Consider the following 21,241-nt stretch of genomic DNA (forward strand, 5'->3'; position numbering starts at 1 on the left):
CCACAGCGTCATCGCCAGCGGCACGATCATCCAGATCAGCAGCACGCTCACCGCCGGCGCCAGAAGCGGGCCCGTGCGCACCGCGCGGCGGTTGGTCGACCTCAGGAACATGGGGGCCTTGCAGGAGATCCGGACGGAAGGCGTCTCTTCAAGAAGAGGCTCCGGGCGCGGGAGGACGACCGGAGCCTCGAGAGCGCAGGCGACTACTTGATGTAGCCGGCCTGCTGCATCGTCTGGGTTACGTCATCCTGCGCGGCACCGAGGGCTGCGTCCTCGGGCTGCTGGCCGGCGAGGATCGAGGCGATGGCCTGTCCGACTGACGTGCCGATGCCCTGGAATTCCGGGATCGCCACGAACTGGATGCCCTTGTACGGCACCGGGTCCTTCGTGGCGTTGGTGGGATCGGCGGTCAGGATCGACTTCAGCACCATGTCGGCGAAGGGAGCAGCCTTCTTGTACTCCGGATTGTCATAGGTCGACTGGCGCGTGCCGGGCGGAGCGGCAACCCAGCCCTGCGTCTCGCCGACGCGGGTGACATAGTCCTTGGAGGTGGCCCACTTGACGAAGGACTTGGCCACATCGAGCTTCTTGGTGGAGGACGGCACGGCCAGCGACCAGGCCCAGAACCAGCCCGCGCCCTTCGGCGTCACCTTGATGGGCGGCTGGGCAAAGGCCAGCACATCGCCGACCTTCGACGTCGCCTTGTTGTAGAGGCGGCCGGCAGCCGAGGTCGCGTCCACCCAGATGGCGCATTTGCCGCTGGCGAACAGAGCCTGGTTCTCGTTGAAGCCGTTGGAGGTGGCGCCCGGCGGCCCGTCGCGCTTCAGCAGGTCGACATAGAACTTGACGGCCTCCTTCCAGGGATCGGAGGTCAGCTGCGGCTTCCAGTCCATGTCGAACCAGCGCCCGCCGAACGTGTTCACGATCGTGGTGATCAGCCCCATGTTCTCGCCCCAGCCCGGCTTGCCGCGCAGGCAGATGCCGTATTGCTCCTTCGACTTGTCGGTGAGCTTGTCGGCGAACTCGGCGATCTGGTCCCAGGTCGGCTGCTCGGGCATGGTCAGCCCGGCCTTCTCGAACAGGTCCTTGCGATAGAGCGTGAAGGAGCTCTCGGCGTAGAAGGGCACCGCATAAAGCTTGCCGTCGACCGAGAGGCCGTTGCGCAGCGGTTCGAACACATCCTTGTAGTCGTAGTCGTCGCCGAGATCGCTGAGCGAGGCGAGCCAGCCGGCCTTGCCCCAGATCGGCGTTTCATAGGCGCCGATGGTGACGATGTCGAACTGACCTGCCTTGGTCGCGATATCGGTGGTCACGCGCTGACGCAGCACGTTCTCTTCGAGCACCACCCAGTTGACCTTGTTGCCGGTCGCCTTCTCCCACTCCGAGGAGAGCTTCTGCATGATGATCATGTCGTCGTTGTTGACGGTGGCGACGGTGATGGTCTCGGCCCGCGCCGCGGCACCCGCAAGCAGCAGCGCCGTCAGCGACAGGCCGATCTTGGCCAGGAATTTCATCGTTTCCTCCTTCTGTGACAGTCAGGTCATTTTTGTTGTTGTGCGGCGCGCCAGGACCGGATGGCACGCCACAAACTCCTAGTGCAGGGTATCTGCTTGTTGTTCTTGGGGATCTGCGCCTGAGCAGGCCGCATATTTCGTTGTCACGCCCTTTCTTGCTTCAGGCGTTTCCAACTTATAACTGTATTGTTATCTCCACAAAGAAAACTTACACGCTTTAGTTGAAGTAGCTCTGCCTCCAGTCTCGGGATTTCGTCTTGCAGACTACCTCTTTGCCTCCGCTTGCGATTTCGGCCAATCGGCAAAGCTTCGCACTCCCGCCGACGACGGATCTGCAGCATGGGCACCCTGGCAGATTTCGACAGGAAGAAGCGCCGAAAGACGTTCAGTCGCATTTTTGTAACATCTTGCAGAAGGAAATTGCAAGACGCATGTGGGCGAGCACGACCGGTCTTGAACAATCGTCATCGGGGCCGATATGCCGGAGGCCGTCCCCGACAGCCTCCGGGTCGCCCTGGACGGTCAGCGTGCGATGGCACGGCGCGGCCGGGCTTCAACGACGAGGATCGGGGTAGCAGCATGGACGAGCATGAGATTCGACAGGCGCTCGATCGCCACTGGGCCGCCTCGGACGCCAATGATTTCGATGTCGAGCACGCCATATACCGGGAGGACGCAGTGCTCGAGTACCCGCAATCGGGAGAACGGATCAGGGGCCGGCACAACATTCAGGCCTCTCGCGTCGCGCAACCGAACGCGAAGCGCTTCCGGGTGCGCCGCATCGTCGGCACGGGCGACCTCTGGGTCACGGAATTCATCCTCGCCTATGACGGCCGGCCGACCTATTCGGTGAGCGTCATGGAGTTCCTCGACGGCAAGGTGGCTCGCGAGACCCAGTATTTTGCCGATGCGTTCGAGCCGGGTCCTTCGCGCGCGGCCTGGGTCGAGCCGATGGGATGACATCGGCGCGACAGGTGCGCGCTGTCGCGGATGCCGGCGGAAGGCGGGGAGAGCGGCCGTGCCGCCCTCGGGCCGGTGCCGGCTTTCGGGGCGGCGCCCCGACGTTCAGCCGCCGCGCAGCCAGACCTGCATCTCGCCGGGCTCGCGATTGTCCCAGGCGAAATAGGGCACGGCCCGGATCGGCACCGGCTCGGCGGCGGGCGGCTCGCTGCGGTAGAGCGCCCCGTCCCAATCCTGCACGGCCTCGGCCTCCGCCTCGCCGGCGAGCACGGTTGCCCCGCCCAGCAGATCCGGCTCGAAGCGGGCCTCGAAGCGGGCCTGCCGCGGCAGGCGGATGCGGCTCGGCGGCACCGGGTTGTCGACCGCTTCCAGGCAGTAGATCAGCGGCCCGCGCCGGAGCGCCACCCGGCCGGCGTCCTGGCGCACCTGCGGGTTGGCATAGAGGCGCTGCACCGGCATGGCGAGGTCGAGGGTGACGCTGTCGCCGTTCTGCCAGTCGCGCTCGATTGTCGCGTAGCCGTTGCGGGTCGCGGCGGCGAGGTCGACCGCCCCGCCGTTGACGGCGAGCCTCGCCTGCGGGCACCAGCCGGGGATGCGCAGGTGCAGGGTGAAGCGCGTCGGCGCCTCGACCGTGACCTCGATCCGCACCGCCCCGTCCCAGGGATAGCGGCTCGCCTGGGTGAGGCGGACGGGATGCCCGCCGACCTCCAGCCGGGCGGTGCTGTCGCCGTAGAGATGCACGGCGACGGCGTCATCGGCGACGCCGTAGATGTAGCTGCCGATCGAGGCGGTCAGCCGGGCGATGTTGGGCGGGCAGCAGGGGCAGCGGTGCCAGGTCCAGCGGTGGTGGTCGCCGCGGCTCTCCAGCGGGTTCTCGTAGAAGAAGGTCGCCCCGTCGAGGGAGAGGCCGGAGATGGCGCCGTTGTAGAGGGCGAGCTCCATGGAGTCGGCATAGCGCGCGTTCGGGCCCATGCCGAGCATGCGGCTCGCCCAGAACGCCAGGCCCACGGCGGCGCAGGTCTCGGCATAGGCGCTCTCGTTCGGCAGATCGTAGTCGGCGGTGAAGCCTTCGTTGTCGGCGGAGGGGCCGAGCCCGCCGGTGACGTAGAGCCGCTTGGAATGGAGGTCGTCCCAGAGCCGGTCGAGCGCGACGCGCAGGCTGTCGTCGCCGTACTCGGTGGCGATGTCAGCCATGCCGGAATAGAGATACATGGCGCGCACGGCATGGCCGACGACCTTGTCCTGGTCGCGCACCGGCTCGTGCGACTGGTTGTACTCGTAGGTCTTGAAGTGGAACGTCTTCGGTTCGTCGCCGCGGGCCCGCGCCTCCCCGTCGAAATAATGCGGCTCCTGGCCGCGCCGGTCGATGAAGGTCTTGGCGAGCGCCATATAGCGCTCGTCGCCGGTCACTCGGGCGAGCTTGACCAGGGCGAGCTCGATCTCCTCGTGGCCGCAATAGCCCTCCTGCCCGCCGGGACCGAACACGGAGATGATGTGGTCGACATAGCGGCACATCACGTCGAGCAGCTTGCGCTTGCCCGTCGCCTGATAATAGGCGACCGCGCCCTCGATGAGGTGACCGGCGCAGTAGAGCTCGTGGCAGTCGCGCAGGTTGGTCCAGCGCCGGCCGGGCTGCATGCGCTGGTACCAGCTGGAGAGATAGCCGTCCGGCTGCTGCAGCCTGGCATACATGTCGATGACGGCGTCGACCTTGGCCTCGAGCGCCGGATTGGGCCGGCGATAGAGCGAATAGGCGGCGGTCTCGATGGTCTTGCCGAGGTCGGAATCCCAGAACATCTGGGTGGTGACCGTCGAGGCCGTAAAGTCGTGGTCGAGGTGGAAGGGGATGCTCTGGGCCGGCACCGGCCGGTCCGGGTCGATCTGCTCCAGCATGCCGGCCTCGACGCAGCGCTGGTAGAGGATGTCGGCGGTGCGGGAGGCGACCGCGTCGATCCGCGCGCCCCAGAAGCCGCGCACCTCGACATCGGGCACGGCGGGCGGGCGGAAGCGGGCGCGGGGCGCGGCGGCGGCGTCGGCCTGGGTCATGGCGGTCTCCATCGGGATCGGGGCTATTTCACCGCGCCGGCGGTCAGGCCGCGGATGTAGTAGCGCTGCAGCAGGAGGAAGAGGATCAGGCAGGGGATCATCATCACGGTGACCCCGGCCTGGACGGCGCCCCAGTCGATGGCGCCGAAGCGGCCGGACTGCACCGCGGTCATCATGATCGGCAGGGTGAACTGCGACTGGTCGGTCATCAGCACCAGCGCGGCCAGGAACTCGTTCCAGGCGTTGAGGAAGGCGAAGAGCGCCACGGTGACGAGGCCCGGCCAGACCAGCGGCAGCATCACCTTGACGAGCAGCGCCAGGCTGGCCGCCCCGTCGATGCGGGCGGCCTCCTCGATCTCGCGCGGCACGGCGTCGAAGGCGTTGCGCATCATGAAGATCGAGAAGGGCAGCTGCAGCGTCACATAGACCAGCACCAGCCCGGTGAGGGTGTTCTGCAGGCCGAGCCGGGTCAGGATCAGGAAGATCGGCGTCAGGATCGACTGGAACGGGATCATGATCGTCGACAGGATCAGGACGAAGAGGAGGCCCTTGCCGGGGAAGTGGAAGCGCGAGAAGCCGTAGCCGGCGAGCAGGCTGACCACGACCGTGAGCGCGACGGTGAGGCCGGCGACGTAGAGGCTGTTCTGCGCGGCATGCCAGAGGCCGTCGCCGAAGCTGTCGAGCGTCACGTAGTTCTGCAGCGAGGCGCCCGATGTCGGCCAGGGCGGCAGCGGGGGCTGGCGCGCCTCGAGCGGCGGCTTGAAGCTGGAGAGCACCGTCCAGGCGATCGGGGCGACGAAGATCGCGGCGACGAGAAGGCCGAAGCCGTGCCCGAGCCCGGCGAGTCCTGCTCGGCGCCGGGCGTTGGCGGCGGTGGTCATCACAGGCCCTCCGGGTTGCGCAGCAGCCTGAGCTGCACCAGGCTGAGCACGACCAGGATGACGAGCAGCACCATGGAGAGCGCCGCGCCGTAGCCGAGCTTGAACGACACGAAGGACTGGTTGAAGATCCAGTAGACCGCGGTCAGGGTCTGGTTGCGCGGGCCGCCGCGCAGGATGATGTAGAACTGGTCGAAGGCCAGCACCGAGCCGGTGACCGAGAGGATCAGCGCCAGCGCGATGGTGCGGCGGATCAGCGGCAGGGTGATCAGGCGCAGGCGCGCGAAGGCGCCGGCGCCGTCGAGCCTCGCCGCCTCCTGCAGCTCGGCCGGGATCGACTGCAGGCCGGTCATCAGGATCACCATGGTGAAGCCTGCGACCTTCCACACCACCATGACGATGATCGACCAGAAGGCGAGGTCGAAGGTGGCGAGCAGGTTGACCTTCTTCGCCGTCAGCCCGAGCGTGGCCGCCGCCGGGCTGAACAGGCCGGCATCGACGTTGAGCAGCCAGGACCAGAGCAGGCTCGCCGAGGCGAAGCCGACCACGACGGGCAGGAAATAGGCGGTGCGGTAGAGCCCGTTCAGCGGCCGCGGCCGCTCGACATGGAGCGCCAGCGGGAAGGCCACCGCGAAGATCGCCAGCGTCACCACCAGCGTGTACCAGGCGGTGAACCTCAGCGCGTTCCAGAAGCGCAGGTCCTTCAGGATCGCGACATAGTTGTCGAGGCCGATGAAGCGGTGCGTGCCCATCAGCGGCCAGTCGTTGAGCGACATCCAGCCGGTCATGCCGAGCGGCAGGATGAAGAACACCCCGACGAAGGCGAGCGCCGGCGCGACGTAGAGCAGGCCGACCCACTGGTCGCGGCCGATGCGGACGCGGCGCGCCCGCACGGCGGATGCACGGGCGTCATGGACGATGGCGGTCATCGCGAGCTCCGGCGGTGGGGAAGCGATGGGGAAGGGCGGCGGCCCCGCCCTATGGGAAGGCGGGGCCGCCGCGGCAGGACGGCCGGCGCCGGCCTATTTCTTTTCGGCCGCGTCGATGATCGACTGCATGGTGGCCTGGGCGTTGGCGATGGAGCCGTCGACGTCGTCGCCGAACATCACCTCGTTGATCATCTGGGCCCAGGGGCCGTTGGCCGAGTTGATCAGGTCGTTGAACACCACGGTGTAGGGCGTCCGGCCCTTGGCCATCGCCTCGGCCGCCACCTTGTAGCGCGGGTCGAGCTCCTTCAGCGCGGCCTCGGCGATGTCGCCGCGCACCGGCAGGCTGCCATACTTGGCCAGGATGGTCTGGCCCTCCAGGGAATAGGCATAGTCGAGGAAGGCCTTGACCACGGCGATCTTCTTCGTGCCCTTGGTCACCACCAGGTTGTCGCCGCCGGCGAAGGAGGACCAGCCGCCGTCCTTGCCGGGCAGGAAGGTGATGCCGTAGTCGATGTCGGGATATTGGGTGTTGAGCGCGCCGATGGCGAAGGCGCCCGAGGGGGCGATGCCGACCTTGCCGGTGGCGAAGGCGGCGAAGAAATTGGCGCCGGTATCGGTGGCGGCGCCTTCCGGCACGTAGCCGTTCTTGACCATGCCGCGGTAGAGGTCGATGGCGCCGCGCAGTTGCGGGCTGTCGAGCTCGGCCTTGGAGCCGTCATCGTTGAGGATGTCGCCGCCCGAGGCCCAGACCAGCGGCGTGAAGGTGAAGATGTTGCACCCGCCGCAATTGCCGGAGAAGTAGAAGCCCTTGATGTCGCCCCCGAGGGCGTTGACCTTGGCCGCGTCGGCTGCGATCTCGGCCCAGCTCGTCGGTCCCTTCTCCGGATCGAGGCCGGCCTGCTTGAACAGCTTCTTGTTCCAGATCAGCACCGAGCTGTCGGCGGAGAAGGGCAGGCCGTAGATCCGGCCCTTGTAGGTGCCGGTCTTGACGTGGGCCGGCGACAGCCGGTCGAAATAGGGCAGGGACTTCGCCCAGTCGGTGATGTCCTCCAGCTCGCCGGCGGCGGAGAAGGCCGGGGTGTAGATCAGGTCGAGCGACAGCGCGTCGGGCGCCGTGCCGCCGGCCACCGCCGCCCCGTATTTCGGGATGATCTCGGCATTGGGGATGATGTCGAGCTTGATCTGGTCGCCGTGGCTCTTGTTGAAGGCCTCGACCACGCGCGGCATGAAGTTGGAGCCGTCGGCGCGCACCCAGATGTTGGCGGTCTCGGCGCCGGCGCCGGACGAGCCCGCCGCGGCGGCGGCCAGGCCGAGCGCCAGCGCGCCCGCCCTCGATAAGCCGGTGAGCCCGGCAAAGAGCTTCCTCATCGTTCCTCCTCCCCTTCGCGCCTTCGTCCCGCGGCTTGGCAGCCGGGGCGGGCGCTTGCCTGGTCAGCCGCCCGGCGGGCGGCCGCATGACTGCCGCACCACGAGCCGGCACGGCAGCGTCCGGATGCCGGGTTCGACGGGCTTGCCGTCGACCAGCGAAAGCAGCGTCAGCCCCGCCTCGCGCCCGAGCGCGGCGAGGTTCATGTCGACCGAGGTCAGCGGCGGGCGCGTCTGCCCGGCCATGATCTCCCAATTGTCGAAGCCGACGACGGCGACGTCGCCGGGGACGCGGATGCCGCGCTCGCGCAGCCCGTCGATGACGCCGCGGGCAATCTGGTCATTGCCGCAGAAGACGGCGTCCGGCGGCTCGAGGCCGGCGAGCAGCGTCTCGACCGCGGCATGGCCCCAGCTTTCCGACCAGGTGCCGATCAGCGGCGCGCCGGCCGGCAGGCCGGCGGCGGCGAGCGCGGCGCCGCAGGCGTCGGCGCGGGTATGGACCACGGCGAAGCTCGCCGGCCCGGTGACATGGGCGATGCGCCGGCGCCCGAGCCGCACCAGGTGCTCCACGGCCAGGCGGGCGCCGCCGGCATCGTCGGAGACGAAGGCGATGGCGCCGGGCGCCGGCTCGGTGAAGGCGTAGATCACCGGGATGCCGAGCTGCGACAGGTCGACCGGCAGGCGCCGGTCGATGCGCTTGCCGGTGGCGATGATGCCGTCGACGCGCTTGTCCAGCATGGCCTCGACATGGAGCTGGCCGAGCCGCGGATCGTCCTCGACATGGCACAGGAACACCGAGACGCCGTTGTCGACCAGCGCCTCGGAGATGCCGGCCATGACCGGCAGCGAGAAGCGGCCATAGGTGTCGTTGGTGAGCAGCCCGACGGTGAAGCTGCGGTTGCGCAACAGGCTCTGCGCCAGGCCGTTCGGCCGGAAGCCGAGCACCCGGGCCACCTCGCGGATGCGGGCGCGGGTCTCCGCCGTCATGCGGCCCTGGTCGTTGAGCGCCTTGGAGACAGTGGCGACGCTGACACCGGCGGCGCGGGCGACGTCGCGCAGCGTTGCCGGGCGGCGTCGAACTGTTTCCTCGGTGACACCGTCCATCCCGGCCAACGCTGGTTTCGCCCCAGTTGGGAAAAGCTTTGCGCAATCCTCTCGAAAAATCGGCCGTTGCGAACGGCCGGGGAGGAAGGCCTGTTTGAGAAAAGCTTTTCTCAGGCGGATTCATACGAGTTTCCGGCCATGCCGGCAAGAGCCTTTCGCCTGAGAGCCTTTCGCCTCTGCTCCGCCGTGCCGAGTCCGGGCGGTGTTGCGCCGCTCTTGCGCATGGGCGCCGAATGAGAGCATATTCCCTAGGGGAATGGCGTGGCTTGCGACGGGCTGCGGGGGGCGGCCGGACGAGGGGTGATTTCTCATTGCCGCAATGCAGCATGCAGTCTAGCATGGGATGAGGGATTTCAGGCGGAGTTCTTCATGACGTCTTCGGAAACCAGATACACTTGGCAGGCTTCCCGGCATTTCGAACTCGCCGAAGAGCTCGCACGGCTGGCCGGAGACGGATTGACAGCGGCGCACCGGGAATCGCGCGCCTTCTCCAATCTCCCCGCCCGGGAGCGGCGCTTCTTCCTTCTCGACTGGCAGCAGCGCACCAGGCAGGATTCGAGCTTCGGGCCGGTGCGGCTCGGGCTCGAATATGCCGAGCGTGCCACCCAGCTGGAGGTGGCGACGCTGCAGGCGGAGCGGCGGCTGTTCAGCCTGATGGCGAGCGAGGAGGAGGACCACGCTGCGGTGGCCAACCTCCACGCGGCGCTGGTGCAGGTGGAGATGGCCAGCGTTTCCCTGGTCGGCCGCGAGCAGATGATGGACGCGCTGCACGGGCCGTGCGAGACCGCTTGCCAGAAGCTGGAGGAGGAGCTGGCGCGGGACGACCTCGGTGTCGAGGACGCCGCCAAGAAGCGGCACCGCTACGAAGCTTCGGCGGAGCTGCGCGAGGCGGTGTGCAAGCTCTACGAGGGCTCCCTGGCGGCGCTGGTCGAGCACGTGGAGGCCCGCCATAGTCCGAAGGCCAAGGGTTACCAGAAGCCGGACGGGGCGACGCTCGACCAGCGCCACGCCGCGGCGGGCAAGACGCTGACGCCGGATGCGCGCGACAGCTGGTTCGTCATGGAGTGGATCGCCGAGCTGCGCGGCGAGCTCAAGCTGGCCGAGCGGGAGCTCGGCAGCGAGCCGGGGCTGCAGGCCTATCCCGCGCGGCTCGGGCGCGCCGCCAACCGGCTGGCGGGCTGGCCGGAGAACCTGCGGGATGACCTGGTGGCCGCCCACATCCTGAGCGAGGCGGACCTGGCGGCGGCGCCTTTCGCCGAGTTCTTCACCAGCATGGAAAGCGCGGTGTGGATGCTGGAGGACTTCGTCGAGGCCTACGCCAATCCGCTCCTGCCGCATTTCCATCTCAACCTGCGCCGGCCCAGCCGGCGCTACGTACGCGTGCACCCGCCCGAGCCGGTGCCGGAGACCTCGGTGGTGGTGCAGCTGCCGCCGCGCCAGGCGCGCTCGCAGGCCGGCTGAGCGGCGCGCCGGCCATCGCGCTCAATGCGCGGCCGACAGCACCTCGCCACGGCGCTCCGGGCTGAAGCGGATGACGACGATGATCGCCACGGCGACGATGCCCGCCACCAGCGCCAGGGCAAAGCCGTAGCTGTTGCCTGGTGCCTCGGCAACCTTGGCCTGCAATGGGCCGTTGATGGCGGCTAGCAGGTTGCCGGCTTGGTAGATGAAGGCGGGCAGGGTGGCTCGGACCGGCCCTGGCGACAATTCATTGAGATGGGCCGGGATCACGCCCCAGGCGCCCTGAACGGCAATCTGCATGACGAAGGCGCCGACGGCGAGCATCACGGGCGTCACGGAATAGGCCCAGAGCGGGATGGCCGGCAGGGCGATCAGGCTGGCGATGGTGATGGCGTTCACCCGGCCGATCCTTTCGGAGAGGGCGCCGAAGGTGAGGCCGCCTACGATGGCGCCGAGATTGCCGACAATACTGATCCAGCTCACCGTGCCGGGATCGAAGCCGTGCTGCTTGATGAGGAAGGTGGGATAGAGGTCCTGCGTGCCGTGGCTGAAGAAGTTGAAGCACATCATCAGCACGACGGAATAGATCACCAGATTCCAATTGGCGTTCAAAGTGTCCCAGAGGCCTGGTTTCGGGCCTTTCTGCGCCTCGAGGAAGGCCGGGGACTCCGGCACGTGCGAGCGGATGAACAGCACGATGAAGGCCGGCAGGATGCTGAGCAGGAACATCGCCCGCCAGCCGATGGTGTAGTCGCCGATGGTGCGGCCGTAGAGCAGGCCATAGGCGATGGAGGCGAGCAGGAAGCCGGCGGGATAGCCGCATTGCAGGATGCCGGAGACCAGGCCGCGCGCCTGGGGCGGGATCGATTCCATGGCGAGCGAGCTGCCGAGCCCCCATTCGCCGCCCATGGCGATGCCGAACAGGGTGCGCAGGATGAGGAAAACCATCAGGTTCGGCGAGAAGGCCGCGAGCGCGCCGATCACGGAATAGCAGACGATGTCGAGCATCAGCGCCGGCTTGCGGCCCCAGCGGTCGCCGATCCGGCCGAAGATGAAGGCGCCGACGAAGCGCATCGCCAGCGTCAGGAAGAGCGCATAGGCAACGCTCGGCACCTCGGTCCCGAATTCCTTGGCGATGTCCTTGAGCAGGAAGGTCAGCAGGAAGAAATCGAAGGCGTCGAGCATCCAGCCCAGGAAGGAGGCGAGCACCGTTTTCTTCTGCTGCAGCGTGAGGGTCATGGCGTCCTCCTCCAGACCGGCTGATGCCGGCCCGGGACGCGCCGACTCCGTCGGATTGCATGCTGCAGTTGAGCTTGGCGGGACGGTTCGATCAAGCACAATGTTCCCCGCCGGCATTGGCGTCAGGGCGGGAATGGGATACCAGCCGGCCTCGACCTTTCCGGAGCCGCCGGTCCGCGATGGATGTGCCGATCCTGATCTTCGTCGGAGCCTGGGTGCTGCTGCTCGGCTGGGATGTCGGCGGCGGCGAGGGCCTGATCGTCCCCGGCATCCTCGGCTGGCTGCTCTGGCTGATCGCGGCGCTGCGCATCCTGCTGCCGCGCATGCGGGGACGGCCGCTGGCGCCGCGCGCCGTCGGCCGTCGCGGCTGGGTGCTGGCCTGGGCCGCCTGCGCCGCGGCCTTCCTGGCGATCGCTTCGGCCGAGCTCTTCGTCAGCCGCCTGATGCCGCCGTCCTGGAAGGAGGCGGCGGCAAAGGCGCTGCACGTCCGCACGGTCTATCGGACCTACGGCTCGCCGCCTTAGGCGTCGTCCGGGGACAGGTGAGGCGGTTCGTCATGGCCGGACTTGATCCCATAGGCGCTAAGATAAGAACGCAGTAGCCAGTTGGGCGCGACGTCGATCAATCCCCTCCCCCTTGTGGGGAGGGGTTAGGGGTGGGGGTCCATCAGGATATGTCGAGACTTATGCCCACGACCCCCACCCTTTATCCCTCCCCACAAGGGGGAGGGAGGGCACAGGCGTCGTGCAAATCTTACAAAGGCGCGTCACGCACAGCGCGATATTTGCCTCCCGGCAGACCTTATCTTAGCGCCTATGGGACTTGATCCGGCCATGACGGCGGAAATCGTGGCGTACTTGTCTGCAGACGCCCGCATGGCATGGCGGGCGCTTCGTTCGGATGGCGGCGGGCGATCCAGAACGCCGCCGGCACCGTCTCAGGCGACCAGGGCCGCCTCGAGGATGTCGAGCCCCTCCTTCAGCACCTTGGGCTGGATGGTGAGGGGCGCGAGCAGGCGCACGGTCTCGCCGAACACGCCGCAGGTCAGGATCATCAGGCCGCGCTCGAGGCAGTCGGCCGCCAGGGCCTTGGCCGCGGCCGGATCGGGCTCGTTGCCGCCGTGCCGGGTGACGAGCTCGAAGGCGGTCATGCCGCCGAGGCCGCGGATGTCGCCGATCGCCCGGCCGGTCTTGCGGCGCTTGATCGCCTTCAGCCGCCGGATGATGGTCTCGCCCTGCTTCAGCGACTTCTCCAGGAGGTTCTCGCTCTCGAAGGCCTCGATCACGCCGAGCGCGGCGGCGCAGGCCACCGGGTTGCCGGCATAGGTGCCGCCGAGCCCGCCCGGCTCCGGCGCGTCCATGATCGCGGCCCGGCCGACCACGCCGGCGAGCGGGAAGCCGCCGGCGAGGCTCTTGGCGGTGGTGATCAGGTCCGGCTCGACGCCGGAATGCTCCATGGCGAACCATTTGCCGGTGCGCCCGAAGCCGGTCTGGATCTCGTCGGCGATCAGCAGGATGCCGTGCTCGTCGCACAGGGCCCTGAGGCGCTTCAGCAATTCGGGCGGCGCGACGTAGAAGCCGCCCTCGCCCTGCACCGGCTCGATGACGATGGCCGCGACGGTCTTCGGGTCGACGTCGGTCTTGAACAGCCATTTGAAGGCTTCGAACGTGTCGTCGATCGAGAAGCCCTTGTGCTCGATCGGGTAGGGCACGCGCCAGACGCCGCCCGGGAAGGGGCCGAACTTGGTCTTGTAGGGCACGACCTTGCCGGTCATCGCCATGGCCAGGAGGGTGCGGCCGTGGAAGGCGCCGGAGAAGACGACGACGTCGCTGCGCCCGGTGGCGGCGCGGGCGATCTTGATGGCGTTCTCCACCGCCTCGGCGCCGGTCGTGACCAGCATGGTCTTCTTGTCCCCCGAGATCGGCGCGATCTCGTTGAGCTTCTCTGCCAGCAGCACCGCCGGCTCGTAGGGCGTCACCATCAGGCAGGTATGGGTGAAGCGCTCGAGCTGGTCGTAGACGCGCTTCATCACCTTGGGGTGGCGGTGACCGGTGTTGAGCACGGCGATACCACCGCCGAAATCGATGAAGCGGCGGCCCTCGACGTCCCAGATCTCGGAATTCTTCGCCTTCGACGCGAACACCGGCTGGCCGGCGCTCATGCCGCGGGAAAAGGCGTTGGCACGGCGTTCCAGGAGCTCGTCGGTCTGGGTGCGGTTTGCGCCGGGGATCTTCTTGGCGGGAGCGTTCATCGTCATGCCTCATCATCGCAGGCGGCCCGGGCTGGGGCCCGAGGCTGCGGCGGCGCAGCTAAGCGGCTGGCGCGCTGCGCGTCAATGCGGCCCGGCCGGCGCCGCGCTCCGGCGCCTGGTTTCCCGCGCTGGCGATCACATCGGGGCCGGCGCGACTCACCTCCCGTTAACCCCCGCCGGCCAAAATGGCGGCATGAGTAAGGTTTCAGTTGCGTTCGCGCGTATCATCGTGGTGGCGGCGGCCGCCGGGGCCTTGGGCGGGTGCGCCACGGTCTCCTACAGGAAGGCGGAAACGGACGAGCGGCTGTGCCTCGCCCGCGCCATGTTCTTCGAATCCAACCGCTCCAGCGACCAGGGCATGCTCGCCGTCGGCACGGTGGTGATGAACCGGCGCGCGTCCGGGAGCTACCCCGGCACGATCTGCGGCGTGGTCGGCCAGCCGCGCCAGTTCGCGCCCGGCGCCCTGACCAACGACTTCCAGGGCGCGGGCAAGGCCCGGGCGCTGCGGGTCGCCGACGCGGTGCTGGCCGGCCGGCGCCAGCCGGGCCTCGAAGGCGTCTATCATTTCCACACTGCCGGCTACACGTTCCCCTACACCAACATGCATTACGTCATGGTCGCGGGCGGCAACGCCTTCTACCAGAAGCGGCCGGGCCAGCTGGCGCAGAACAGCCAGCCGCCGCCGATCGAGACCCAGATGGCGGCGGCGGATGCCTTCGCCGTGCCGGCCCCGCGCCGGCCGCTGGCCGCCCAGCCGGTGCCGATGTCGGCCGCGCCGCCGCTGCCGCCGCCGGAGCCGCCGGCCGTCGCGGCCCGGGAACAGCCCCTGCCGCCCCAGCGCGACTTCGACGAGCCGGTGCAGCGAGACCTGACGCAGCTGCCGCAGGGCAGCGGCGGGCCGCTCTACCAGTCGATCTATTGAGGTGGGCAGGCGCCGGCCCCGGCCGGCGTCACAGGCCGCCCGGCTGGATGGCGAGGCCCGTGCCGATCATGGAATCGCGGGTGACGAGCTGGGCGAGCGCCATCTCGCTCCAGCCCTTGGTGCCGTCGGGACGTTGCGGGATCACGAGATAGCGCAGCTCGGCGGTGGAATCCCAGACGCGGATCTCGGTGTCGGCCGGCAGGCTGACGCCGAACTCCTTGAGCACGCCGCGCGGGTCGATCACCGCGCGCGAGCGGTAGGGCGCGGACTTGTACCAGACCGGCGGCAGGCCGAGCACCGACCAGGGATAGCAGGAGCACAGGGTGCAGACGATCATGTTGTGCACGCCCGGCCCGTTCTCGACCGCGCGCATGTGCTCGCCCTGGCGCCCGCCATAGCCGAGCGAGGCGATGGCGGCGGTGGCATCGTCGAGCAGCCAGGCCTTGAACGCGGCATCGGCCCAGGCATGGGCCACGACATGGGCGCCGTTGCGCGGGCCGACCTTGGTCTCGTAGGTGTCGATGAACACGTCGAGCGCCGCCGGGTCGACATAGCCCTTGGCCACCAGCAGCGCCTCCAGCGCCTTGACCCGCTCGGCCATGGGCGAGGGCGGCGCGCCGTGATGGTCGTGGTCGTGATCGGCGTGGTCGTGTGCGCTCATGCCGGATCATTTGCAGAGTTTCGCGGCGCCCGCAATCGCGGCGTCACGCCCTTGCCGCTTGGCGGCGCGATCGTTAGATCACATCGACCCATCGGCAACCGGACAGATCCATGCGGGCCCTCCTCGACGTCGTTCTCGCTGTGCTCGACTTCTACCAATACGTGCTGATCGCTGCGGCGGTGATGTCGTGGCTGATCGCCTTCAACGTCGTCAACCTGCGCAACCAGTTCGTGTCCGTGGTCTACGATACGCTCTACCGCCTGACCGAGCCGCTGCTGGCGCCGATCCGGCGGCGCCTGCCGCCCTTCGGCGGGCTGGACCTGTCCTTCATCGTGCTGTTCCTGCTGGTGATCCTCGTCCAGCGCGTCATCATCTACTACATCTACCCCAACGTGTTCTGAGCCTTGGCCGGGGAGCGCCCCTGGCGAATCACGCCGCGGGGCGTGGTCTTGGACGTACGCCTGACGCCGCGCGGCGGACGCGACGCCGTCGACGGCGTCGAGACCCTGGCCGACGGGCGCCGCGTGCTGGCCGCGCGGGTGCGGGCGGCGCCGACCGGGGGCGAGGCGAATGCGGCCCTGGTCGCGCTGGTGGCCAAGGCGCTGAAGCTGCCGAAATCGCGGGTGGCGGTCGCATCGGGCGCGACCAGCCGGGTCAAGTCGCTGGCGATCGAAGGCGAGGGCGCTGTCCTGGCCGAGGCGCTGCGGCAGATCGTTTTCAGCGGGGAACCCCTATCCCGGCCGGGATAGGCGGTGCCTCATCGGTTCGCCGCAGCAAAGGCCGAGAACCCTTCCAGGAATTTGCGCAGCTGCTCCTCGACCTTGGTGTCCTTCAGCGCGCCGGCCTCGTCGAACGCGGCGCGGGCGTGCGAGACCAGGAGGCGGCCGTCGAGCCAGGGGCGGGTCGCGAGCGTGCGCAGCACCGTCAGCCAGGCGTTCTGGCTGAGGATGGTGCCGAAGCCGCCGGGGGAGGCGCCGATCATGGCGACGGGGCGGTCGCGGAACACGTCGGGCACGCCCGGCGTCGGGCTGGAGAGCCAGTCGACCGCGTTCTTGAACACGCCCGGCATCGAATTGTTGTATTCGGGCGTCACCATGAGCAGGCCGTCGGCGGCGAGGATGGCGTGCTTGAGCCGCAGCACCGCCTCGGGCGTGCCCTGCTCGCGCTCGACATCGGCGTCGTAGAGCGGGATGCCGTGGATGGTGTGGGCCTCCAGCACCGTGCCTTCCGGCACCAGGCCGGTGGCGGCATGGAGCAGCGCCGTGTTGAAGGAGCCGCGGCGCAGGCTCCCGGAAATGCCGACCAGCCTGGTCATGCCGGCTTCTCCGTCTCGGCCTTCTCCGTCTCGGCCTTCTCCAGCCGCGGGCGCACGAGCCCTTCCTGGGCGACGGAGGCGATCAGCCGGCCGTTCTGCCAGATCTGGCCGCGGGCAAAGCCGCGCGCCCCGCCGGTGAACGGGCTCTCCTGGGCGTAGAGCAGCCATTCGTCCGCCTTGAACGGGGCATGGAACCACAAGGCATGGTCGATCGAGGCGGCCTGCACGTCGGGGTCGAACACGCTCTTGCCGTGGGCGACGAGCGTGGTGTCGAGCAGCGTCATGTCCGAGGCATAGGCGAGCACCGCCTCGTGCACCGTCGGGTCGTCGGGTAGCGCACCGGCAGCCCGGATCCAGATATATTGCCGCGGCTCCTGCGGGATGCGCGCGACATAGCGGGTGAGGTCGACGGGGCGCAGCTCGATCGGCCGCTCGCGCTCCCAATAGTCGCGGATGTTCTTGGGCATCAGCGCGATGAAGCGCTGGCGCAGCTCGACGTCGCTCGGCAGCTGGTCCGGGCGCGGCACGTCCGGCATGGCCGGCTGGTGCGACCAGCCCGTCTCCTGGCGCTGGTAGGAGCAGGAGAGGGCGAAGATCGGCTCGCCGTGCTGCACGCCGATGGCGCGGCGGGTGGCGAAGCTCCGGCCGTCGCGGATGCGGTCGACCTGGTAGATGATCGGCACCGAAGGATCGCCCGGCCGCAGGAAATAGCCGTGCAGGGAATGCACGCGCCGCTCGTCGTCGACCGTGCGCGTGGCCGCGACCAGGGCCTGGCTGATGACCAGGCCGCCGAACACCCGCTGCCAGCCCACCTGCGGGCTGAGGCCGCGGTAGAGATTGCGCTCGAGCGGCTCGAGGTCGAGAATCGCGAGAAGGTTGGCGACAGGGTCGGACATGGCGGCTCCGTTCGGGCCGCGAGTGCAGACGCACGGCGCGCGGAAGTCAAGCCGGAGCGCGCCGCGGTGGTGCCTCGGTCCGGATTTCGGCCTACGATCCCGGGCAGCCCTTGGCGACCGTCGCGGGGCCCGCCTTGTGCGACGTCGCCGATCCGGCGCAAGACCGAATCCCTGGCCGGAGTTTTTCCATGCAGCAGACGTCTCTTTCCAACGGCCGTGTCGTTCACCAATCCGATCTCGGCCGCGTCACCCAGGTGAATGCCGACGATCTGCCGGTCATGAAGGGCCTTTCGATCAAGCGGCTGACGCTGGCGCCGGGCGCGATCCGCGCGCCGCACTGGCACGCCAACTGCGTGGAGCTCGGCTATTGCCTGGCCGGCGAGGCGCTGGTGACGATCCTCGGTACGGGAGACTTTCATTCCGTCTTCACGATCGGCGCCGGGCAGATGTTCCATATTCCCTCCGGCGCCCTGCATTGCATCGAGACGATCGGCGCGGTGCAGGCAGAGTTCGTCATCGCCTTCCGGCATGAGCGGCCGGAGGACTTTTCGCTCCAGGGAACCTTCGGCGCGATGAGCAACGCCTCGCTCGGCAATGCCTACGGCCTGCCGGCCGCGGCTTTCGCGCCGATCGGAAAGACGACGCAGGGCGCCTATCTCGTCAGGCGCGAAGGGCCGCCGGCCGTGCCGCCCGACGCCGGCCGCGAGGCCGCGCACAAGTTCGATATCGAGGCACAGCCGGCGATGCTGCATCCCAGCTACGGCGCCGCGCGCCTGGGCCGCGCGCAGTTCTGGCCTGCGCTGACGGACATCGCCATGTACTCGCTGCGCCTCACGCGGGACGGCATGCGCGAACCCCACTGGCACCCCGAGACGGCCGAGATGGGCTATGTCCATGCCGGCCGCGCGCGGATGACGATGCTGACGCCCGACGGCATGACCCACACCTGGGACCTGGCGCCCGGCGACGTCTATTTCATCCCGCGCGCCTATCCGCATCACATCGAGGTCCTCGGCGAGGAGGACATGCATTTCCTGATCTTCTTCGACCAGCCCATGCCCGAGGATATCGGAATCCGCACCATTCCCGCCGCGCTCGCGCCCGCGGTGATGGCCGCGACGCTCGGCGTGCCGTCGGGCGAGCTGCCGAACCTTCCGCGCATCGTCGCCGATCCCCTGATCGTCGAGCGGGTCAATCCGCAGAGCACCTAGGCGCGGATGGCCTGTCTGGGAGGGGCGCGGCGGGGCAGACAAGCGCGGCGCCAAGCGGTATGACCGGGCCATGAGCCAGACACCCAGCGACAGAACCGACATCCTCATCGCCGGCGGCGGCTTTGCCGGGCTCGGCCTCGCGGTGGCCTTGAAGGACGCGCTGGGCGGCGCCTTCGCCGTGACGGTGGTCGACCCGACGCTCGGCGCCGGGCCCTCGCATGACGGGCGCGCGTCCGCCATCGCCGCGGCGGCGCGGCGGTTCTTCGAGCGGGTGGGGGCCTGGGACGCGGTGGCGGCCGAGGCGCAGCCGATCCTCGACATGGTGGTGACGGATTCGCGGCTGGACGATCCGATCCGCCCCTCCTTGCTGACCTTCGACGGCGAGGTGGCGCCGGGCGAGCCCTTCGCCCACATGATCGAGAACCGCAGCCTGATCAATGCCCTGACCGCGCGGGCCGAAGCACTGGGCGTCGCCCTGGTCGGCGGCGGCACCAGCGTGGTTCAACTTCGTCACGAAGATGAAGCTTGCCTGGCAAACCTTTCGACGGCTAAGGAAATCTCCGCCCGCCTGGTGGTCGCGGCCGACGGCGCGCGCTCGCGCCTGCGCGAGGCCGCCGGCATCGCCATGCAGGGCTGGGACTACGGCCAGTCCGGCATCGTCACCACGGTGGAGCACGAGCGCGATCATGACGGGCGCGCGGAGGAGCATTTCCTGCCGGCCGGTCCCTTCGCCATCCTGCCGCTGAAGGGCCGGCGCTCCTCGATCGTCTGGACCGAGGCGAGCGGGGAAGCCGAGCGGCTCGTGGCGCTGGACGATGCCGCCTTCCATGCCGAGCTGGAGAAGCGCTTCGGCCTGAAGCTCGGCGAGATCAAGGTGGCGGGGCCGCGCAAGGCGCTGCCGCTGGCGATGCGCATCGCCCGGTCCTTCGTGGCCGACCGGCTGGCGCTGGTAGGCGATGCCGCCCACGTCATCCATCCCATCGCCGGGCAGGGGCTCAATCTCGGCGTGCGCGACGTGGCGGCCCTGGCCGAATGCGTCATCGACCAGGCGCGCCTCGGCCTCGACGTCGGCGCGCCGGCCGTTCTGGAGCGCTACCAGCGCTGGCGCCGCTTCGACACCGTGACCATGGGCGTGGCGACCGACGGCCTCAACCGGCTGTTCTCCAACGAGAATGCGCCGCTGCGCTTCCTGCGCGACGTCGGCCTCGGGCTGGTGGACCGGCTGCCGGCGGCCAAGCGCTTCTTCATCCGCGAGGCGGCGGGCCTGACCGGCGAGACGCCGCGCCTGCTGCGCTGAACGGCCCCGCATTGCGTAAAAGGCCAGGAACCGCATAGGCTTGCCCCAAAAGGGTGAAGCATGGACCTGGAACTCAACGGAAAGGTGATCGCGGTCACCGGCGGCTCGCGCGGCATCGGCCGGGCCATCGCCGAGCGCCTCGGCGTCGAGGGAGCCGCGGTGGCGATCGCGGCGCGCTCGCCCGCGGACCTCGCGGCGGCTCATGCGGCGGTGGAGCTCAATGGCGGGCGCTGCCTCGCCTATGCCTGCGACCTCGCCGCGCCCGGAGAGGCCGCCGCCTTCGTCGCGGCCGTCGCCGAGACCTTCGGCCGGCTCGACGGGCTGATCTGCAATGCCGGCGGCCCCGGCGGGGGCGGGCCGCTGGCGCAGACGCCGCGCCAGGACTGGGAGGCGGCGTTCGGGCTCAACCTCTTCCACGCGGTCGAGGCCCTGCAGGCGGCCGCCCCGGTCATGGCGGCGCTCGGCGGCGGCGCGGCGCTGTTCGTCGCCTCGATTTCCGGGGAGAAGCCGGTGGCACGCCGCTGGCACTACGGCGCGGCCAAGGCGGCGCTGATCCATGCGGCGAAATCGTTGGCGCTGGAGCTGGCGCCGCAGCACATCCGCGTGAACGCGCTGGCGCCGGGCTCGACGCTGGTCGAGGGCGGCGGCTGGGCCCGGAACCGGCAGGACGATCCGGCCCGTTTCGCGGCCTTCCTCGAGCGCGAGCTGCCGCTCGGCCGGCTGGCGAGCGCCGAGGAGATCGCCGACGCGGCAGCGTTCCTGATGTCGCCGCGGGCGGGCTGGATCAACGGGGCCGCGGTGCCCGTGGACGGGGGGCAGGGGCGGCCGAGCTGGTGAGGACGATCCGGATCCGTTAGCCGGCAGAAATGTCTGTCCGGCCGGTTGAATCGGGTTAGGATCGGCGCGCCCAACGACAAGAACACCGGGAGGCCGCCCATGTCATCGCACGCGTTCGACGTGCTTTCGAAGTCGCGTACCGAAATCGAAATCGCTCACCACGAGGAAGGCCACCGCTACAAGTTCAGCGTGGTCCGGAACAGCCAGGGCAAGCGCGTGTTGTCGGACACCGCCGAGGTCGTGGCGGTCTCGGGCGCCAGGCATCCCTCGGAATGGTATTCGGCCAGCGCCCGCGCCTTCGCCACGACGGCGGCCCACCGGGCGCACGCGATCGACTGAACCTCGCGCGAGGCGG

At 69.0% G+C, this 21,241-nt stretch carries 21 protein-coding genes; 10 read left to right on the top strand and 11 right to left on the bottom strand.

Annotated elements, in window-relative coordinates; genetic code table 11:
• Positions 1 to 203: 203 nt before the first annotated feature.
• Complete coding sequence (locus tag QO011_RS20350) at positions 204 to 1,514, bottom strand: ABC transporter substrate-binding protein (RefSeq protein ID WP_307275641.1); 1,311 nt, start codon at positions 1,512 to 1,514, stop codon at positions 204 to 206.
• 579 nt (positions 1,515 to 2,093) lie between these two features.
• On the opposite strand from QO011_RS20350, the gene QO011_RS20355 reads away from it, so the two are divergent.
• Positions 2,094 to 2,474 (top strand): nuclear transport factor 2 family protein, encoded by a 381-nt coding sequence (locus tag QO011_RS20355; protein WP_307275643.1) that lies wholly within the window; start codon positions 2,094 to 2,096, stop codon positions 2,472 to 2,474.
• Between the two features lie 105 nt (positions 2,475 to 2,579).
• On the opposite strand, the gene QO011_RS20360 is transcribed toward QO011_RS20355, so the two are convergent.
• From QO011_RS20360 to QO011_RS20380, 5 genes are all read right to left on the bottom strand, one after another.
• Complete coding sequence (locus QO011_RS20360; protein WP_307275645.1) at positions 2,580 to 4,520, bottom strand: glycoside hydrolase family 127 protein; 1,941 nt, start codon at positions 4,518 to 4,520, stop codon at positions 2,580 to 2,582.
• A 23-nt stretch (positions 4,521 to 4,543) separates the two neighbouring features.
• On the bottom strand, positions 4,544 to 5,401 hold the full coding sequence (locus tag QO011_RS20365) for a carbohydrate ABC transporter permease (RefSeq protein WP_307275646.1): 858 nt from the start codon (positions 5,399 to 5,401) through the stop codon (positions 4,544 to 4,546).
• The gene (locus QO011_RS20370) at positions 5,401 to 6,327 is read right to left on the bottom strand and encodes a carbohydrate ABC transporter permease (protein ID WP_307275649.1); all 927 of its coding nucleotides are present in this window, start codon (positions 6,325 to 6,327) and stop codon (positions 5,401 to 5,403) included. The genes QO011_RS20365 and QO011_RS20370 overlap by 1 nt, the downstream gene beginning before the upstream one ends.
• 93 nt (positions 6,328 to 6,420) lie before the next feature.
• Positions 6,421 to 7,695 carry an ABC transporter substrate-binding protein gene (locus QO011_RS20375; protein ID WP_307275653.1) on the bottom strand — a complete coding sequence of 425 codons (1,275 nt, stop codon included), beginning with the start codon at positions 7,693 to 7,695 and terminating at the stop codon, positions 6,421 to 6,423.
• Positions 7,696 to 7,758: 63 nt separating this feature from the next.
• A complete protein-coding gene (locus QO011_RS20380) occupies positions 7,759 to 8,796 on the bottom strand; it encodes a LacI family DNA-binding transcriptional regulator (protein WP_307275656.1) in 1,038 nt (345 codons plus the stop codon).
• Between the two features lie 369 nt (positions 8,797 to 9,165).
• Between QO011_RS20380 and QO011_RS20385 the strand changes: the two genes are divergently transcribed.
• Positions 9,166 to 10,257 carry a hypothetical protein gene (locus QO011_RS20385; RefSeq protein WP_307275659.1) on the top strand — a complete coding sequence of 364 codons (1,092 nt, stop codon included), beginning with the start codon at positions 9,166 to 9,168 and terminating at the stop codon, positions 10,255 to 10,257.
• Positions 10,258 to 10,278: 21 nt separating this feature from the next.
• Here the strand turns inward: QO011_RS20385 and QO011_RS20390 are convergent, their stop codons facing one another.
• Positions 10,279 to 11,496, bottom strand: coding sequence for an MFS transporter (locus QO011_RS20390; RefSeq protein WP_307275662.1), 1,218 nt, complete (start codon positions 11,494 to 11,496; stop codon positions 10,279 to 10,281).
• 179 nt (positions 11,497 to 11,675) lie between these two features.
• Here QO011_RS20390 and QO011_RS20395 point away from each other — a divergent pair, with 179 nt between their 5' ends.
• Positions 11,676 to 12,020, top strand: coding sequence for a hypothetical protein (locus QO011_RS20395; RefSeq protein WP_307275664.1), 345 nt, complete (start codon positions 11,676 to 11,678; stop codon positions 12,018 to 12,020).
• Positions 12,021 to 12,433: 413 nt separating this feature from the next.
• Here the strand turns inward: QO011_RS20395 and gabT are convergent, their stop codons facing one another.
• A complete protein-coding gene (gene gabT, locus QO011_RS20400) occupies positions 12,434 to 13,747 on the bottom strand; it encodes a 4-aminobutyrate--2-oxoglutarate transaminase (RefSeq protein ID WP_307275667.1) in 1,314 nt (437 codons plus the stop codon).
• A 193-nt stretch (positions 13,748 to 13,940) separates the two neighbouring features.
• Between gabT and QO011_RS20405 the strand changes: the two genes are divergently transcribed.
• Entirely contained in the window at positions 13,941 to 14,669 is a 729-nt protein-coding gene (locus QO011_RS20405) for a cell wall hydrolase (RefSeq protein ID WP_307275669.1), read from the top strand.
• Positions 14,670 to 14,697: 28 nt separating this feature from the next.
• Here the strand turns inward: QO011_RS20405 and nthA are convergent, their stop codons facing one another.
• Positions 14,698 to 15,330, bottom strand: a complete 633-nt coding sequence (gene nthA, locus QO011_RS20410; protein WP_307275672.1) for a nitrile hydratase subunit alpha — start codon at positions 15,328 to 15,330, stop codon at positions 14,698 to 14,700.
• Between the two features lie 110 nt (positions 15,331 to 15,440).
• On the opposite strand from nthA, the gene QO011_RS20415 reads away from it, so the two are divergent.
• Positions 15,441 to 15,731 carry a YggT family protein gene (locus QO011_RS20415; protein WP_307275674.1) on the top strand — a complete coding sequence of 97 codons (291 nt, stop codon included), beginning with the start codon at positions 15,441 to 15,443 and terminating at the stop codon, positions 15,729 to 15,731.
• Between the two features lie 3 nt (positions 15,732 to 15,734).
• A complete protein-coding gene (locus QO011_RS20420) occupies positions 15,735 to 16,079 on the top strand; it encodes a DUF167 family protein (RefSeq protein ID WP_307275675.1) in 345 nt (114 codons plus the stop codon).
• Between the two features lie 8 nt (positions 16,080 to 16,087).
• Here the strand turns inward: QO011_RS20420 and QO011_RS20425 are convergent, their stop codons facing one another.
• Complete coding sequence (locus QO011_RS20425; protein WP_307275678.1) at positions 16,088 to 16,645, bottom strand: NADPH-dependent FMN reductase; 558 nt, start codon at positions 16,643 to 16,645, stop codon at positions 16,088 to 16,090.
• Complete coding sequence (gene tesB, locus QO011_RS20430; RefSeq protein WP_307275680.1) at positions 16,642 to 17,541, bottom strand: acyl-CoA thioesterase II; 900 nt, start codon at positions 17,539 to 17,541, stop codon at positions 16,642 to 16,644. Before tesB ends, QO011_RS20425 begins: the two co-directional genes overlap by 4 nt.
• A 188-nt stretch (positions 17,542 to 17,729) precedes the next feature.
• On the opposite strand from tesB, the gene QO011_RS20435 reads away from it, so the two are divergent.
• From QO011_RS20435 to QO011_RS20450, 4 genes are all read left to right on the top strand, one after another.
• Positions 17,730 to 18,752 carry a cupin domain-containing protein gene (locus QO011_RS20435; protein ID WP_307275683.1) on the top strand — a complete coding sequence of 341 codons (1,023 nt, stop codon included), beginning with the start codon at positions 17,730 to 17,732 and terminating at the stop codon, positions 18,750 to 18,752.
• A 70-nt stretch (positions 18,753 to 18,822) separates the two neighbouring features.
• Complete coding sequence (locus tag QO011_RS20440) at positions 18,823 to 20,049, top strand: ubiquinone biosynthesis hydroxylase (protein ID WP_307275685.1); 1,227 nt, start codon at positions 18,823 to 18,825, stop codon at positions 20,047 to 20,049.
• Between the two features lie 60 nt (positions 20,050 to 20,109).
• Positions 20,110 to 20,886, top strand: coding sequence for an SDR family NAD(P)-dependent oxidoreductase (locus tag QO011_RS20445; protein ID WP_307275687.1), 777 nt, complete (start codon positions 20,110 to 20,112; stop codon positions 20,884 to 20,886).
• Between the two features lie 99 nt (positions 20,887 to 20,985).
• Complete coding sequence (locus QO011_RS20450; RefSeq protein ID WP_307275690.1) at positions 20,986 to 21,225, top strand: hypothetical protein; 240 nt, start codon at positions 20,986 to 20,988, stop codon at positions 21,223 to 21,225.
• Positions 21,226 to 21,241 lie beyond the last annotated feature (16 nt).

This window comes from Labrys wisconsinensis, assembly GCF_030814995.1.
Classification (GTDB): domain Bacteria; phylum Pseudomonadota; class Alphaproteobacteria; order Rhizobiales; family Labraceae; genus Labrys; species Labrys wisconsinensis.